Origin of the sequence: Burkholderia sp. ABCPW 111 (genome assembly GCF_000773065.1) — a bacterium.
Lineage (GTDB): Bacteria > Pseudomonadota > Gammaproteobacteria > Burkholderiales > Burkholderiaceae > Burkholderia > Burkholderia savannae.
Map to the genome: position 1 here is coordinate 19,277 of NZ_JPWT01000072.1, position 15,716 is coordinate 34,992.

At 71.9% G+C, this 15,716-nt stretch carries 15 protein-coding genes and 1 pseudogene; 12 read left to right on the forward strand and 4 right to left on the reverse strand.

Annotated features, from left to right (window positions below; all coding sequences use genetic code 11):
- Positions 1 to 349 precede the first annotated feature (349 nt).
- The 3 genes from X946_RS16125 (at position 350) to X946_RS16135 (ending at position 3,072) form a co-directional block, all read left to right on the forward strand.
- Positions 350 to 742 carry a cytidine deaminase gene (locus tag X946_RS16125; RefSeq protein ID WP_038749317.1) on the forward strand — a complete coding sequence of 131 codons (393 nt, stop codon included), beginning with the start codon at positions 350 to 352 and terminating at the stop codon, positions 740 to 742.
- 385 nt (positions 743 to 1,127) lie between these two features.
- The gene (locus X946_RS16130; protein ID WP_038749398.1) at positions 1,128 to 1,775 is read left to right on the forward strand and encodes a BON domain-containing protein; all 648 of its coding nucleotides are present in this window, start codon (positions 1,128 to 1,130) and stop codon (positions 1,773 to 1,775) included.
- 355 nt (positions 1,776 to 2,130) lie between these two features.
- Positions 2,131 to 3,072, forward strand: a complete 942-nt coding sequence (locus X946_RS16135; protein WP_038749320.1) for a 1-phosphofructokinase family hexose kinase — start codon at positions 2,131 to 2,133, stop codon at positions 3,070 to 3,072.
- A gap of 533 nt (positions 3,073 to 3,605) precedes the next feature.
- Here the strand turns inward: X946_RS16135 and X946_RS16140 are convergent.
- From X946_RS16140 to X946_RS36565, 4 genes are all read right to left on the reverse strand, one after another.
- A complete protein-coding gene (locus X946_RS16140; protein ID WP_038749322.1) occupies positions 3,606 to 4,784 on the reverse strand; it encodes an acetate/propionate family kinase in 1,179 nt (392 codons plus the stop codon).
- Positions 4,781 to 6,184 (reverse strand): bifunctional enoyl-CoA hydratase/phosphate acetyltransferase, encoded by a 1,404-nt coding sequence (locus X946_RS16145; RefSeq protein WP_038749325.1) that lies wholly within the window; start codon positions 6,182 to 6,184, stop codon positions 4,781 to 4,783. The genes X946_RS16140 and X946_RS16145 overlap by 4 nt, the downstream gene beginning before the upstream one ends.
- Before the next feature lie 10 nt (positions 6,185 to 6,194).
- Positions 6,195 to 7,988, reverse strand: coding sequence for a PHA/PHB synthase family protein (locus X946_RS16150; protein WP_038749327.1), 1,794 nt, complete (start codon positions 7,986 to 7,988; stop codon positions 6,195 to 6,197).
- Between the two features lie 130 nt (positions 7,989 to 8,118).
- Entirely contained in the window at positions 8,119 to 8,253 is a 135-nt protein-coding gene (locus X946_RS36565; RefSeq protein ID WP_257789115.1) for a hypothetical protein, read from the reverse strand.
- A 94-nt stretch (positions 8,254 to 8,347) separates the two neighbouring features.
- Here X946_RS36565 and atpD point away from each other — a divergent pair.
- From atpD to X946_RS16195, 9 genes and pseudogenes are all read left to right on the forward strand, one after another.
- Positions 8,348 to 9,812: pseudogene (gene atpD / locus X946_RS16155) on the forward strand (F0F1 ATP synthase subunit beta); the annotation flags it as partial.
- A gap of 360 nt (positions 9,813 to 10,172) precedes the next feature.
- Positions 10,173 to 10,652, forward strand: a complete 480-nt coding sequence (locus X946_RS16160; RefSeq protein ID WP_038749329.1) for a F0F1 ATP synthase subunit epsilon — start codon at positions 10,173 to 10,175, stop codon at positions 10,650 to 10,652.
- The gene (locus tag X946_RS16165; RefSeq protein WP_038749332.1) at positions 10,649 to 11,113 is read left to right on the forward strand and encodes an AtpZ/AtpI family protein; all 465 of its coding nucleotides are present in this window, start codon (positions 10,649 to 10,651) and stop codon (positions 11,111 to 11,113) included. The genes X946_RS16160 and X946_RS16165 overlap by 4 nt, the downstream gene beginning before the upstream one ends.
- Positions 11,106 to 11,408, forward strand: coding sequence for an N-ATPase subunit AtpR (locus tag X946_RS16170; RefSeq protein ID WP_038749334.1), 303 nt, complete (start codon positions 11,106 to 11,108; stop codon positions 11,406 to 11,408). The genes X946_RS16165 and X946_RS16170 overlap by 8 nt, the downstream gene beginning before the upstream one ends.
- Before the next feature lie 2 nt (positions 11,409 to 11,410).
- Entirely contained in the window at positions 11,411 to 12,112 is a 702-nt protein-coding gene (locus tag X946_RS16175) for a F0F1 ATP synthase subunit A (RefSeq protein ID WP_038749403.1), read from the forward strand.
- On the forward strand, positions 12,109 to 12,357 hold the full coding sequence (locus tag X946_RS16180) for a F0F1 ATP synthase subunit C (protein ID WP_004187193.1): 249 nt from the start codon (positions 12,109 to 12,111) through the stop codon (positions 12,355 to 12,357). Before X946_RS16175 ends, X946_RS16180 begins: the two co-directional genes overlap by 4 nt.
- Positions 12,358 to 12,370: 13 nt before the next feature.
- Positions 12,371 to 13,120 carry a F0F1 ATP synthase subunit delta gene (locus X946_RS16185; RefSeq protein ID WP_038749336.1) on the forward strand — a complete coding sequence of 250 codons (750 nt, stop codon included), beginning with the start codon at positions 12,371 to 12,373 and terminating at the stop codon, positions 13,118 to 13,120.
- A complete protein-coding gene (locus X946_RS16190) occupies positions 13,104 to 14,807 on the forward strand; it encodes a F0F1 ATP synthase subunit alpha (protein WP_100185367.1) in 1,704 nt (567 codons plus the stop codon). Before X946_RS16185 ends, X946_RS16190 begins: the two co-directional genes overlap by 17 nt.
- Positions 14,804 to 15,652, forward strand: coding sequence for a F0F1 ATP synthase subunit gamma (locus tag X946_RS16195; protein ID WP_038749339.1), 849 nt, complete (start codon positions 14,804 to 14,806; stop codon positions 15,650 to 15,652). Before X946_RS16190 ends, X946_RS16195 begins: the two co-directional genes overlap by 4 nt.
- Positions 15,653 to 15,716: the final 64 nt, after the last annotated feature.

A 15,716-nucleotide genomic window follows, 5' to 3' on the forward strand; every position in this document is an offset into this window, starting at 1 on the left:
CGAGGGGCGCACACATCGGACGCGCCGCAGGCAACGTGAGCATCGGGCGGCTCAGGAGAATCGGGCATATCGAGCCTGCCGGCCGTGCGGGGCGCTGCGATGGACGTTGGCATAAAATCGCACGTCGACGCAGACTGGCGTGCGGCGTGCGGCGTGCGGCGTGCGGCGTGCGACGTTCGACATGCGACGTTCGACATGCGACATGCGACATGCGACATGCGACATGCGACATGCGACATGCGACATGCGACGTGCGACGTGCGACGTGCGGCAAGCGACGCTCAACACCACCATCGCACCCCGAGAACCGAATCACAGCTCATCGAATCATCGAACGAGGTAACACGACATGACGCACAACGCATTGATCGAAGCCGCGAAGGCCGCGCGCGAGAAGGCCTATGCGCCGTATTCGAACTTCAGGGTCGGCGCGGCGCTCGCGACGAAGGACGGCAAGATCTTCCACGGCTGCAACGTCGAGAACGCGTCGTACGGGCTGTGCAATTGCGCGGAGCGCACGGCGTTGTTCTCGGCGCTCGCGGCGGGCTATCGGCCGGGCGAGTTCGCGGCGATCGCGGTCGTCGGCGAGACGGACGGGCCGATCGCGCCGTGCGGCGCATGCCGGCAGGTGATGATCGAGCTCGGCAAGCCGGCGCTCGAAATCGTGTTGACGAACATGAAGGGCGACGTGCGCGTGACGAGCGCGGGCGACTTGCTGCCGGACGCGTTCTATCTGGAGTGACGCGCGGCGCGCCGGCGGCGGCGCGTGCGCGATGCGGCGCGCCGTCTCGGGTTTCTCGTGCTTTTCCCGGTTTCCGCGCGTATTCGTACGTATTCGTACGCCTTCGTACATATTCGTGCGGTTTCATTTTTTCCCCCGCGCATTTCGTCGGTTTTTCGCGTGATGGCCATCGGCGGCCGAACGACGAACCGGCCGCGAGCCGCGCCGTCTCCCGCGTCGCAGCGTATCGGCCGGCCGCATCGCCGCGCATCCGTTTGTCACTTCTCCTTCATTGACGCGCGTCAAGGTCCGCGCCGCGCAATGCGCGATGCTGGCTTGCGTGCGCCGCCGCGCGTTGTTCGCCGAGGGCGGCCGCTTATCGAAACCGGTCGGCGAGGAGACGACGATGAAATCGGATGCTGCGCTCAGGCAAGATGTCGAGCAGGAACTGTATTGGGACCCGTCGCTGGATGCGCGGCAGATCGACGTGTCGGTGCACGATCGCATCGTGACGCTGCGCGGCTTCGTGCCCAGCTGGGCGCAGAAGTACGCGGCGCAGAAGGCCGCGCAGCGCATCGCGGGCGCGCGGGCGCTCGTGCTCGAGCTGAAGGTGCTGCCGAGCGAATCGCCCCGCGACGACGAAGTGCTCGCCGCCGCGATCGTGTCGGCGCTCGCGTGGCAGGAAGGGCTTGCCGGGCAGGAGCTTCACGTCGACGTCGACGAAGGCTGCGTGACGCTCACGGGCGAAGTCGAGTTCGGCTATCAGCGTCAGGCGGCCGAGACGGTCGTGAGCCGGATGCGCGGCGTGATCGGCGTCGTCAACAGGATCGACGTGCGCTCGCGCGACGCGGGCGAGACCGTGCGCGAGCGCGTCGCGGATGCGCTCGCGCGGCGCGCGCAGCGCGAGGCCGGGCATATCGACGTCGACGAGCGCGACGGCATCGTCACGCTGACCGGCACCGTCGATTCGCTGATCGAGCGGCGCGCGGCTTGCGGTGCTGCGTGGTCGGTCAAGGGCGTGCGCGAAGTCATCGATCATTTGAGCGTCGCGTAGGCGTGGGCGGCGCTTGCGCATCGCGCGCACGGCGCCCGACACTGATCGGCGGCAAGCGGCAAGCGGCAAGCGGCAAGCGGCAAGCGGCAAGCGGCAAGCGGCAAGCGGCAAGCGGCAAGCGGCCAACGGCCAACGGCCAACGGCCAACGGCCAACGGCCAACGGCCAACGGCCAACGGCCAACGGCCAACGGCCAACGGCCAACGGCCAACGGCGGCGGACCTGCTCCGCAGCAGAAGGTTCGACGCCGGACCGAACACGCGCAACGCGGCGCGCGCCGCCGCGTTCGATCACCCCGTTTCCTTTCCGTTGCGGACCCTTTTGTCACAACCGCCACGAACATCCCGACCGCCACGATGCCCGAAATCGTCACCATCACGCCGAACCCCGCCGTCGACGTCGCGACGTCCGTCGATCGCATCACCGACACCCGCAAGTTGCGCTGCGCGCCGGCGCGGCGCGATCCGGGCGGCGGCGGGATCAACGTCGCGCGCGTGCTCACGCGCCTCGGCGCCGATTGCTCGGCGCTCTATCTCGCGGGCGGCGATACCGGTCGCGCGCTGCGCGGCCTGCTCGCCGACGAAGGGGTGCGCGCGAGCTGCATCGACGTCGCCGGCGAGACGCGAGAAAACTTTTCGGTGCTCGAAACATCGACGGGGCGCGAATTCCGCTTCGTGCTGCCGGGCCCGGCGCTCGCGCCCGACGAATGGCCGCGCTGCGTCGACGCGCTCGCGCGGCTCGCCGACGCGTCGCGCTATCTGGTGATGAGCGGCAGCTTGCCGCCCGGAATGCCCGACGATTGCTACGGCCGGCTCGCGCGGCTCGCGAACGCGCGCGGCGTGCGCACGGTCGTCGATACGTCGGGGCTGGCGCTCGCGGCCGCGCTCGATGCGGGCGTCTATCTGGTGAAGCCGAGCCTGGGCGAGCTGCGCGCGCTGACCGGCCTGCCGCTCGACGACGACGCCGCGCGCCTCGCGGCCGCGCGCGCGATCGTCGGCAGCGGGCGCGCGCAGATCGTCGCGCTGACGCTCGGCGACGCCGGCGCGCTCGTCGTGTCGCGCGACGATGCGGTGCGGCTGCCGGGCGTGAAGGTCGCGGTGCGCAGTGCGATCGGCGCGGGCGACAGCTTCGTCGCGGGGCTCGTCGCGGCGCTCAACCGTGGCGCGAGCGTCGCCGATGCGTCGCGCTACGCGCTAGCCGCGGCGTCGGCTTCGCTGCTGAACGCGGGCACCGCGCTGTGCGCGAAGGAGGACGTCGAGCGGATCTATCGGGAATTGCCGGGAACGGTCGACGCGTAGCGCCTGCCCGCCCGGCCCCTTTCGGCATCCTCGCTTCGGGCCGCGCGTTGCGATTGCGCCCCGATGCCCGGTTTCGCGGGCCGCGCGGACGCGATCGCTTGCGTGAAAGTGAGAGGACCGATTCACATTGCCGGCGATGGCACGCGTAGCGCCTGCCCGCCCGGCGCTCTTTCTGCATCCTCGCTTCGGACCGTGCGTTGCGATTGCGCCCCGACGCCCGGTTCCGCCGGCCGCGCGGACGCGATCGCTTGCATTAGCGCGAGAGGGCCGATTCACAACCTGCGGCGCAACCCGCGGCGCAACCTGCGGCGATGCCGGTGGCAGCTGCGTCGGGCGATCGCTCGCCCGACAGCCGGGAGGCATCCGATCGCCGAGGCACCGCCCGCGGCGCCGGCGCGTGGCGCGCGACGCTCAGCGCAAGCCGTGCGGTGCGCGACGCGGCGGATCAGGCGGACGGTCCGCGCCGCCCGCCCCGGAACGACGCGCATCGAGCGGTCGGGAGGCCCGAAGGACCGCCCGACCGGTCCGAGCGCTCACGCATGCAACACCGATGCCGCATCCGTTGCGATCACCTGCTCCTCGTCTGTCGGCACGACGAGCACCGCGACGCGGCTCGCGTCGCGGCTGACGATCTCCGCGTTGCGCGCGTTCGCGTGAGCATCGAGCTCGACGCCGAGCCAGCGCAGCCGCTCGCACACGGCGGCGCGCGTCTCGGCCTGATGCTCGCCGATGCCCGCGGTGAACACGAGTGCGTCGAGGCCGCCGAGCGTCGCCGCGAGCCGCGCGGTCTCGCCGGCGATCCGGAATGCGAACAGCTCGAGCGCGTCGCGCGCGCCGGCCGACGGATCGGCGAGCAGCACGCGCGCGTCGCCGCTCACGCCGGACACGCCGAGCAGGCCGGAGCGGTGATACAGCATCTGCTCGACCTCGTCGACCGAATGGCCGAGCATCTTCTGCAGATGCAGCACGACGCCCGCGTCGAGCGCGCCGCAGCGCGTGGCCATCGGAATGCCGTCGAGCGTCGAGAAGCCCATGCTGGTGTCGCGGCTCACGCCGGCGTCGAGCGCGCAGAGGCTCGCGCCGCTGCCGAGGTGCGCGGCCACGACCTTGCCGCGCGCGAGCGCCGGGTGCCGCTCGCGCAGCCGTCCGGCGACGTACCGGTACGACAGCCCATGAAAGCCGTAGCGCTTGACCCCTTCGTCGAACAGCGCGCGCGGCAGCGCGAAGCGCCGCACGAGATCGGACTGGGTGCGGTGGAACGCGGTGTCGAACGACGCGACCTGCGGCAGATGCGGCCGCAGACGGCGCAGCGCGCGAATCAGCCGCACGCTCTGCGGCTGGTGCAGCGGCGCGAGCGGCACGAGCGCCGCGATCGCGTCGAGCGTGCGATCGTCGATGCGCACCGGGCCGTCGAACGCGTCGCCGCCGTGCACGACGCGATGGCCGACCGACACGAGCTCGTGCAGCGACAGATGCGCGGCGATCCAGTTGAGCGCCTCGTCGAGCACCTCGTGCAGATCGTCGGTGACGGGCGCGGCGAGCGGCACCGTGCGCGCGTCGCCGCCGTTCGCGTATTCGAACTGGAGCGGCATGCGGTTGAAGTCGATCTTGCCGCGCCCGAGCGGCGCGGGCTCGCCGTTCGCGACGCTGTAGAGGCCGATCTTCAGCGTCGACGAGCCGGCGTTGAACGTCAGCAGCAGCGGCTCGCTCATGACGCGAGCGCGCCGGCGCGCGTCCTCTCGGCGACGAGCTTCGCGAGCGCGGCGGACGCGATCCGCACGCGCAGGCTGTCCGCGCGGCTCGTCAGGATGATGGGCAGCCGTGCGCCGAGCACGAGGCCCGCGCCGTCGGCGCCCGCGAAATACATCAGTTGCTTCGCGAGCATGTTGCCCGCCTCGAGGTCGGGCACGAGCAGGATGTCGGCGTCGCCCGCGACGGGCGACGCGATGCCCTTCGACTGCGCGGCGATCGCGCTCACCGCGTTGTCGAACGCGAGCGGCCCGTCGACGATCGCGCCCGCGATCTGTCCGCGCGCGGCCATCACGGTGAGCGCGGCCGCGTCGAGCGTCGAGGGCATCTTCGGGTTGACGGTCTCGACCGCCGCGAGCACCGCGACGCGCGGCCGCTCGACGCCGAGCACGTGCAGCAGGTCGACCGCGTTCTGGCAGATGTCGCGTTTTTGCTCGAGCGTCGGCGCGATGTTGATCGCCGCGTCGGTGATGACGAGCGGCTTCGGATACGCGGGCACGTCCATCGCATACACATGGCTGATGCGCCGCTCGGTGCGCAGCAGCGACGCCGGGCCGACGACCGCGGCGAGCAGCTCGTCGGTGTGCAGGCTGCCCTTCATCAGCGCGGCGACCTGGCCCGCGCCGCCCATCTCGACCGCGCGCGCGGCGGCCGCGTGGCTGTGCTCGACCGCTTCGATCCGCACGCCCGCGAGATTCACGCCGGCCGCCTCGGCGGCCGCGCGGATCTTCGCCTCGGGGCCGATCAGGATCGGATCGATCAGGTTCTCGTCGCGCGCGTCGATCGCCGCGCGGATCGCGTCGGGCGAGCACGGATGCACGACGGCGGTGCGCAGCGGCGGCTGCTCGCGCGCGTCGCGCACGAATGTCTCGTAGCGGTCGTGGCGGCGCACCGCGACTTCCGGCCCCGGCACGCGCTCCCACGTGAGCGGCTTGTCGGGCGCGATCACGGTGGCGGTGCCGCGCAGCACGACCTGGCCGTCCTGGTTCGTGCAGCAGGTGTCGAGCAGCACGATCCGCTTCTCCGGACGCTTTTCCTTGACGGTCACGGTGGCCGTGACCGTGTCGCCCGGCGCGACCGGATGCCGGAACTCCAGCGTCTGGTCGAGATAGATCGTGCCCGGCCCTGGCAGCTTCGTGCCGAGCACCGCGGACACGAGCGCGCCCGTCCACATTCCGTGGACGACGACGTGGCCGAACAGGTCGTGCGCGGCGAACGCCGCGTCGAGGTGCGCGGGGTTCACGTCGCCCGACATCGCGGCGAACAGGTCGATGTCGTCGCGCGACGCCATGCGCACGACCGACGCGCTGTCGCCGATCGCGAGCGAGTCGAACGGGCGGTTCTGCAGGATTTCGCGGTCCACGCGGCGCTCCTTATTTCTGGAACACGTAGGTGCCCGGCGCGTCGCCGAGCGCGTGCGCGCCCGGCTTGCCGAGCGGCGGCGGCGCGACGCGCTGCGTGCTCGAATGCCCGGCGAGCCACTTGTGCCACGCGGGCCACCACGAGCCCTCGAAGTCCGTCGCGCCGGCGAGCCATTCGTCGGGCGAGATGTTCGGCGCGTCGGCGGCCGTGAGCTTCATCCGGTAATGGCGCTTCGGATGGCCCGGCTCGCTGACGATGCCCGCGTTGTGGCCGCCCGCCGTCAGCACGAACGTCACGTCGCTGTCGGTCAGGTAGTGGAGCTTGTAGACCGAGCGCCACGGCGCGATGTGATCGTGCTCGGTGCCGACGGCGAAGAACGGCGCGCGGATGTTGTGCACCGACACCGTTTGAGCGTCGATCACGTAGCGGTTGGTCGCGAGATCGTTGTCGAGGAACAGGTGGCGCAGATATTCGGAGTGCATCCGGTACGGCATGCGCGTCGAATCGGCGTTCCACGCCATCAGATCGATCATCGGCGTGCGCTCGCCGAGCAGATAATCGTGGACCACGCGCGACCAGATCAGATCGTTCGACATCAGCAGCTGGAACGATCCCGCCATCTGGTGCGCGCCGAGGTACCCCCGCTCCCACATCATGCTCTCGAGGAAATAGATCTCGCTGTCGTCGATGAAGAGCTGCAGCTCGCCCGGCTCGGCGAAGTCCGTCTGCGCGGCGAGCAGCGTGATCGACGCGAGGCGCTCGTCGCGCGCGTTCGCCATCGCCGCGGCCGCGAGCGCGAGCAGCGTGCCGCCGAGGCAGTAGCCGGTCGCGTGAATCTTCGCGCCGGGCACGATCTTGCCGATCGTGTCGAGCGCGTCCATCACGCCGAGCCGGCGGTAGTCGTCGATGCTCAGGTCGCGATCGCTCGCATCGACGTTGCGCCACGAGATGCAGAACACCGTGTGCCCCTGGTCGACCAGATAGCGGATGAGCGAGTTGTGCGGCGACAGATCGAGGATGTAGTACTTCATGATCCACGCGGGCACGATCAGGACGGGCTCCGCGTAGACGTCGGGCGTCGTCGGCCCGTACTGCAGCAGCTCGATCAGGTGATTGCGGAACACGACGCGCCCGGGTGCCGTCGCGAGATCCTTGCCGACCTGGAAGCGCTCGACGCCCGCGGGCGGCTGCTTCGTCAGAAGGCGGCGGACGTCGTCCAGATAATTCCACGCGCCTTGCGCGAGATTCGCGCCGCACGACAGCACGGTGCGCTGCAGGACTTCCGGATTCGTCGCGACGTAGTTCGCCGGAGCGAGCATGTCGAGCATCTGCCGCGCGGTGAACGCGACGACGTCCTCATGATGCGGCGACACGCCGGGCACGTCGCGGGTCGCCGCGCGCCACCATTGCTCGGCGAGCAGGAACGTCTGATTCCAGAAGCGGAACGGCTCGAGTTGCCATGCGTTCGCGCGGAAGCGCCGGTCGCCCGGCGACGGTTGCGCGGGCGCGTTGGGCGCGTGCCCGGTCGCCGCTTCGAACAGGTATTCGGCGAGCTGCACGGCGTGCTTCGTCGCGAGCGTCGCGAGCTCCGCGCGCTTGCCGGGCGCGGCCGCGAGGTGAATCAGCCAGTCCGACAGCGCGAGCTGCAGCGACGCGGGCGACAGGCCCGACGTCAGCTTCGCGAGCGACGCCTCCTTCGCGAGATCGAAGATGCGATACGGGCTTTCCGGCGCGTACGACGCGGGCGGATGGGCGGGCGGCGGCGCGGCGGGCGCGCCGGGTTCGGGGGTGTGGCGTGTATCCATCGGGCTTCCTTCGGCTGGCGCTGCGCGGGCGACGGCATGACGAAGTACGGCGGCCGATGCGGCGGCCGCGCGCGAAGCCGCGCCGCGGGCGTTGCCGCCCGCCGCTCGCTTCGACCGCATGCGTCGACGATCACTGACACGGCCACTGTAGCCACGCATAGGTCTGTGGAATCTGATTTGCATCAATGACGGACGCCGCGGCAATCGCGTCGCCGCCGCGCGTTTTCGCACGGATCGTTTCGCTTCGCGCGATGGATCGTTTCATCTGGCGATTTCCCGTTTCTTGACCGAGATCAGCCGGCGGGCGCCGCCCGTCGTTATGGTGAAGCCATCGACGAACCACTCAGGCGGGAGCGAGCGTGGCGGAACTGCATGCGACGAATGGCGAGACTGCGGCGCAAGCGGCGCGCGACGGGCGCGTCGTCGCGGTGCGCGGCGCGGTCGTCGACATCGCGTTCGACGGCGGCGTGCTGCCCGCGCTGAACGACGCGCTCGTCATTCCGGTCGACGGCGCCGCGCCGATTCTCGCCGAGGTGCATGCGCACCTGAGCGGCACCGCGGTGCGCGCGCTCGCGCTCGGCCCGACGGGCGGGCTCAGGCGCGGCGCCGCCGCGCGCGCCACGGGCGGGCCGATTCGCGTGCCGGTGGGCGACGCGGTGCTCGGCCGTCTGTTGACCGTGACGGGCGAGCCCGGCGACGACGGCGCGCCGCTCGCGGCGGGCGTCGCGCGGCGGCCGATCCATCGCGGCGCGCCGCCGCTGTCCGAGCAGAAGAGCGCGACCGCGCTGTTCGCGACCGGCATCAAGGTGATCGACCTGCTCGCGCCGCTCGCGCAGGGCGGCAAGGCGGCGATGTTCGGCGGCGCGGGCGTCGGCAAGACGGTGCTCGTGATGGAGCTGATTCATGCGATGGTCGAACGCTATCGCGGGATCTCCGTGTTCGCGGGCATCGGCGAGCGTTCGCGCGAAGGCCACGAGATGCTGCTCGACATGCGCGGCTCCGGCGTGCTCGGCCGCACGGTGCTCGTCTACGGGCAGATGAACGAGCCGCCCGGCGCGCGCTGGCGCGTGCCGCTCACCGCGCTCGCGATCGCCGAGCATTTTCGCGACGAGCGCGCGCAGAACGTGCTGCTCCTGATGGACAACGTGTTTCGCTTCGTGCAGGCGGGCGCCGAGGTGTCGGGCCTGCTCGGGCGGTTGCCGTCGCGGGTCGGCTATCAGCCGACGCTCGCGAGCGAGGTCGCGGCGCTGCAGGAGCGGATCGCGTCGGTCGAGGGGGCGGCCGTGACGGCGATCGAGGCCGTGTACGTGCCCGCCGACGATTTCACCGACCCCGCCGTCACCGCGATCGCCGCGCACGTCGACAGCATGGTCGTGCTGTCGCGCGCGATGGCGGCCGAAGGGATGTATCCGGCGATCGATCCGGTCGCGTCGTCGTCGATCCTGCTCGATCCGCTCGTCGTCGGCGACGGGCACGTCGAGGTGGCGATCGAGGTGCGCCGCGTGATCGAGCACTACCGCGAGCTGCAGGACGTGATCGCGCTTCTCGGCATCGACGAGCTCGGCGCGGACGATCGGCGCATCGTCGGCCGCGCGCGCCGGCTCCAGCGCTTCCTGACGCAGCCGTTCGCGGTGACCGAGGCGTTCACGGGGCAGGCGGGCGCGTCGGTCGAGATCGCCGACACGATCGCCGGCTGCCGCGCGATCCTGCGCGGCGATTGCGACGATTGGCGCGAGAGCTCGCTGTACATGGTCGGCACGCTCGACGACGCGCGGCGCAAGGAAGAGGCCGCGCGCGACGCGGACGCGCGGCGCGATGGCGCGAGCGGCGCGGCGGGCGCGCATCGCGCGGGCGGCACGAAGGGCGCAGATGGCGTGAAGGGCACGAACGGCGCAGATGGCGCAGATGGCGCGGACGGCGTGCAGGGCGCGATCGGTTTGAATGAATTGGCGGGTTCGACGAACACAACGCGTTCGACGGAGACGAATGGCGCGAACAGCGAGAACAGCGAGAACAGCGAGAACGGCGGCGCCTCGGCTTCTCGCGGCGAGAAAGCGGGCGCGAGCGGCGCGAATGCGGCGAATGCGGCGAAGGCCGCGACAACGAACGCCGCCGCGAGCGATCGCGAGGCCGCCGAGACGCGCGCGCCCGCACCCGGCCCCGACGCGCCGCAAGGAGCGCCACATGCCCGCTGAGCTGCGCCTCGTGATCGCGACGCCTGCGCGCGTGTGCGTCGACGATTTGCCGATCGTGTCGCTGCGCGCCGAGGACGCGAGCGGCTCGTTCGGCATCCGCGCGGGCCACGTCGACTTCGTCACGCTGCTGCGCGCGTCGGTCGTGCGCTGGCGCACCGCCGCCGACACGCGCAGCAGCGCGACGCATGACGTCACGCATTACGCGGCGATCGACGGCGGCGTGCTGCGCGTGACGCGCGGCTCGCGGATCGAGATCGCGTGCCGCGAGGCGGTGCTCGGCGAGTCGCTCGCCGAGCTCGACGCGATCGTGCGCGGCGTGCGCGCGGCGCAGCTCGACGAGAAGCGCCGCGCGCGGGTCGACGAGACGCGGCTGCACGCGCAGGCGATGCGGCGGCTCCTCACGTATCTGCGGCCCGAGCATGCGAAGGACGGCATGCATGCGCCGCTCAAGCCGGAGACGCTCGAATGACGAAGCCTCGCCCGGCCGATGCGAAGCGCGACGCGGGAGCGGATGCCCGTGCCGGCGCGAAGCCCGCGGCGGCGTCCGCGGCGGGAGACGATGCGAAGCGCGCCGGGCCGCCCGCCGCGCGGGACGTGTCGAAGCGCGACGCGCCGCCGCCCGCCGGCACGGCGCGAACGCCCGCCGCCGACCGCGTCGAACAGGCGGCGCGCACGGCCGCGAAGCGCGCGGCGCGCGGCGCGCGCGATCCGGAGCCGTCGCTCGGCCGGCGCCTCGCGCAGATCGGCGTGCTCGGCTGGACGATCCTCGCGCCGACGCTCGCCGCGCTCGCGCTCGGCCGCTGGCTCGACCGCGCGTTCGCGTCGCGCGTGTTTTTTTCCGCGCCGCTCTTGATGTTCGGCGCGGCGCTCGGTTTCTGGCTCGCATGGCGCTGGATGAAAACTCAACAAGAAGGAGATCGCGATGATTGAAATGTGGGAAGCCGCGCGCGCGTCATTCGACGGCGTCGCCGTCGCGATCGGGCTTGCAGCGGGGCTCGCGGCGGGCGCGTGCCACTTCGTGTCGCTCGGCTGGAACAGCCGCTTGTTCGTCGCGGGCCGCGCGGGCGCGGCGCTCGCGCTGCAGCTTCTGCGGATCGCGCTCGCGGTCGCGGTGCTCGTCGTGCTCGCGCGCGCGGGCGCAGGCATGCTTGTCGCGGGCTCGGCGGGCTTCCTCGCCGCGCGCTCGATCGCGGTGCGCCGCGCGCACGCGCTGACGGGAGCGTGACGATGAACGCGTCGCCGCTGTCGACCGTGCCGGTGTTCTCGATCGGCCCCGTCGGCATCTCGGAGCCCGTGCTCGCGACGTGGGCGATCATGGCGCTGCTCGTCGCGCTCGCGCTCGTCGCGCGCAGGCGGCTGAGCGTCGACGCGCCGTCGCGGCTGCAAAGCGTGCTCGAGCTGTTCGTCGCGACGATCGACGCGCAGATCGCCGACACGATGCAGACGCCGCCCGCGCGCTACCGCGCGTTGATCGGCACGATCTTCGCGCTCGTGTTCTGCGCGAACAGCGCGTCGCTCGTGCCGGGCGTCGAGCCGCCGACCGCGCATCTGGAGACCGACGCCGCGCTCGCGCTCGTCGTGCTCGCCGCGACGCTCTATTACGGCGTGCGCGTGCGCGGCCTGCGCGGCTATCTCGCGACGTTCGCCGAGCCGACCTGGGTGATGATTCCGCTGAACGTCGTCGAGCAGCTGACGCGCACGTTCTCGCTGATCGTGCGCCTGTTCGGCAACGTGATGAGCGGCGTGTTCGTGATCGGCATCGTGCTGTCGCTCGCCGGTCTGTTCGTGCCGATTCCGCTGATGGCGCTCGATCTGCTGACGGGCACCGTGCAGGCGTACATCTTCATGGTGCTGTCGATGGTGTTCATCGGCGCGGCCGTGTCCGGTGAAGAAACTTCCGCGCCGCGGCGCGGGCAGGAGAACTCATGAACAATCTCATCGAAGTGGTCAGCATCGCGGCGGCCGCGCTCGCGGTGTCGTTCGGCGCGATCGGTCCCGCGCTCGCGGAAGGGCGCGCGGTCGGCGCGGCGATGGACGCGATCGCGCGGCAGCCGGATGCGTCCGGCACCGTGTCGCGCACGCTGTTCGTCGGGCTCGCGATGATCGAGACGATGGCGATCTACTGCCTCGTCGTCGCGCTGCTGCTGCTGTTCGCGAATCCGTTCGTCAAGTGACGGGGAGACGGCGATGCGAATCGACTGGTCCACGCTCGCGCTGCAGGCGGTCAACGTCGTCGTGCTCGTGTGGCTGCTGTCGCGCTTCCTGTTTCGGCCCGTCAGCGACATCATCGCGAAGCGCCAGGCCGCCGCGCGCAAGCTGATCGACGACGCGGCGCACGAGCGCGACGCCGCGCGCGCCGAGCACGAACGGGCGCGCGCCGAGCGCGCGTCGCTCGCCGCGGCGCGCGACGACGCGTTGAAGGACGCGCTCGCGCAGGCGGGCGCCGAGCGCGAGCGCCTGATCGAGGCCGCGCGCGCCGACGCGCTGGCGCTGCGTGAAGCGGCGCGCACGCAGGCGCAAGCCGACGCCGCGCAGCGCGCGAAGGAGCTCGACGCGCGCGCGACGCGCCTCGCCGTCGACATCGCCGCGAAGCTGCTCGCGCGGCTGCCGGACAGCGCGCGCGTCGCGGGCTTCGTCGACGGCGTGGCGGCATCGCTCGCGCGACTGCCGGCCGACGTGCGCGCGTCGCTCGCCGCGAACGACGCGCAAGTGCGGCTCGTCGCGCCGCGCGCGCTGACCTCGCAGGAGGCGGCCGCGTGCCGCGCGGCGTTCGCGGCGAGCGTCGGGCGGCCGCTCGAGGCCGACGTGCGCGTCGATCCAGCGCTGATCGCGGGGCTCGAGCTCGAATCGAAATACGCGAACGTGCGCAACAGCCTGCGCCAGGATCTCGCGACCATCGAGGCGGCGTTGCTGAACGACGATGACGCAAACCATTGACGCAACCGAGGCGGGCTGGCTCGCGCGCCGCCGCGACGCGCTCGCGCGCGTGTCGCTCGCGCCCGTCGCGCAGGCAGTCGGGCGGGTCGAGCGCGTCGCGGACGGGATCGCGTTCGTGTCCGGCCTCGAGGACGCGATGCTCAACGAAGTGCTGCGCTTCGACGGCGGCGTCACGGGTTTCGCGCACACGCTCGACGAGGATCTGATCAGCGTCGTGCTGCTCGATCCGGATGCGAGCGTCGAGGCGCAGGCGGCCGTCGCGCGCACGGGCGCGGTGCTCGAAGTGCCGGTCGGGCCGCAGCTGCTCGGGCGCGTCGTCGATCCGCTCGGCCGCCCGCTCGACGACGGCGCGCCGCTCGGCGCGGCCGGCACGCTGCCGATCGAACGCGCCGCGCCCGCGATCATCGAGCGCGATCTCGTGAGCGAGCCGCTCGACACCGGCGTGCTGATCGTCGACGCGCTCTTCACGATCGGGCGCGGCCAGCGCGAGCTGATCATCGGCGATCGCGCGACCGGCAAGACTTCGCTCGCGATCGACGCGATCGTCAACCAGCGGCACTCGGACGTGATCTGCGTGTACGTGGCGATCGGCCAGCGCGCGAGCGCGGTGCAGCGCGTGATCGACGCGGTGCGCCGCTACGGCGCGCCCGAGCGCTGCATCTTCGTCGTCGCGCCGGCCGCGTCCGCGCCGGGGCTGCAATGGATCGCGCCGTTCGCGGGCTTTTCGATCGCCGAGTATTTCCGCGACCGGGGGCAGCACGCGCTCGTCGTCGTCGACGATCTGACGAAGCACGCGGCGACGCACCGCGAGCTCGCGCTCCTCACGCGCGAGCCGCCCGGCCGCGAGGCGTACCCCGGCGACATCTTCTACGTGCACGCGCGCCTGCTCGAACGCGCGGCGAAGCTGTCGGCGAAGCTCGGCGGCGGGTCGCTGTCCGCGCTGCCGATCGCGGAGACCGACGCGGGCAACCTCGCCGCGTATATTCCGACCAACCTGATTTCGATCACCGACGGGCAGATCGTGCTCGATTCGGCGCTGTTCGCGGCGAACCAGCGGCCGGCCGTCGACGTCGGGCTGAGCGTGAGCCGCGTCGGCGGCAAGGCGCAGCATCCGGCGCTGCGCGGCGCATCGGGCCGCCTGCGGCTCGACTACGCGCAATTCCTCGAGCTGGAGGCGTTCACGCGCTTCGGCGGGCTTACCGACGCGCGGCTGCGCGCGCAGATCACGCGCGGCGAGCGGATTCGCGCGTCGATCACGCAGCCGCGCTTTCGCGCGCTGCGCACGCTCGACGAAGTGGTGCTGCTGAAGGCGCTCGCGGCAGGCGCGCTCGACACGATGCCGCCGGATCGCATCGCGCCGTTGCGCGAGCGGCTGCCGTCGTGGCTCGACGCGCGGATCGCGGCGCTGACGCCGGCGGGCGCGCCGCCGCGCGACTGGCTCGCGGACGACGCGGCGCTCGCGACGCTCGTGGAATCGGTCGGCGAGCTGCTCGAACGGATCGCGGCTGACGCCGCGCATCTCGCGGCGGGGCATATGCGTTCGGAAGACGCGGCGGGCGACATGGGCGGCGGGCTCCGCGGCGACGACGGCGAACTGGGGAGCGGCCGCGATGCGCCTGCCGACGCGGCGCGCGCCGAACCTGCGCCGCCGCGCGACGCCGAAGCCGACGCGGCGCGCAAGCGATGAGCGACAAGCTTGCCGCGATCGAAGCGCGCACCGACACCGCGCGCCAACTGCAGACGGTGATCGGCGCGATGCGGGGCGTCGCCGCCGCGCGCGCGCACGAGGCGCAGCAGCGCTTGCCGGGAATCCGCGCGTCGGCGGCGACGGTCGGCGCGGCGATCGGCGACGCGCTGTCGGCCGGCGCGCCCTCGCGTGACGCCGCGCCCGCCCGCCGGGCCGCGCCGAACGCGCGGCTCGTGATCGTGATGTGCAGCGAGCAGGGATTCGTCGGCGCATACAACGCGCAGATGATCGAATATGCGACGCGGCCCGACGGGGCCGCGTCGCGCGAATACATGATGGTCGGCACGCGCGGCGCGATGCTCGCCGAGGCGGGCGGCGTGCCGCTCGTCTGGAGCACGCCGATGGCGTCGCACGCGGACGACGTCGTGCACCTCGCGAACCGGATCACCGATGCGCTCTACGCGCATCTCGCCGAGCGCGGCGCGCAGCCGGTGTCGATCGTCCACGCGATGCCGGGCGCCGCGCAGCGGCTCGACGTGATCGAGCGCCGCCTGCTGCCGTTCGACTACGCGCGCTTCGACAGCGCGCCGCGCGCGCAGCCGCCGCTCGTGCATCTGCCGCCCGCGGCGCTGCTCGCGGAGCTCGCGCAGGCGTACGTGTTCGTCGAGCTGTGCGAAGCGGCGATGCTCGCGTTCGCGGCGGAGAACGAGGCGCGCACGCGCGCGATGATCGCCGCGCGCGAATCGGTCGAGCGTACGCTCGGCGAGCTGCTGCAGGCGTATCGGATCGCGCGGCAGGACGAGATCACGGCGGATATCGTCGAGTTGGCGGCGAGCGCGCTTTGAATGGGGACGCGAACGAGTCGCGCGGAGCCGGACGCGGCGATGCCGCACGCGTGCGTCTCGACGA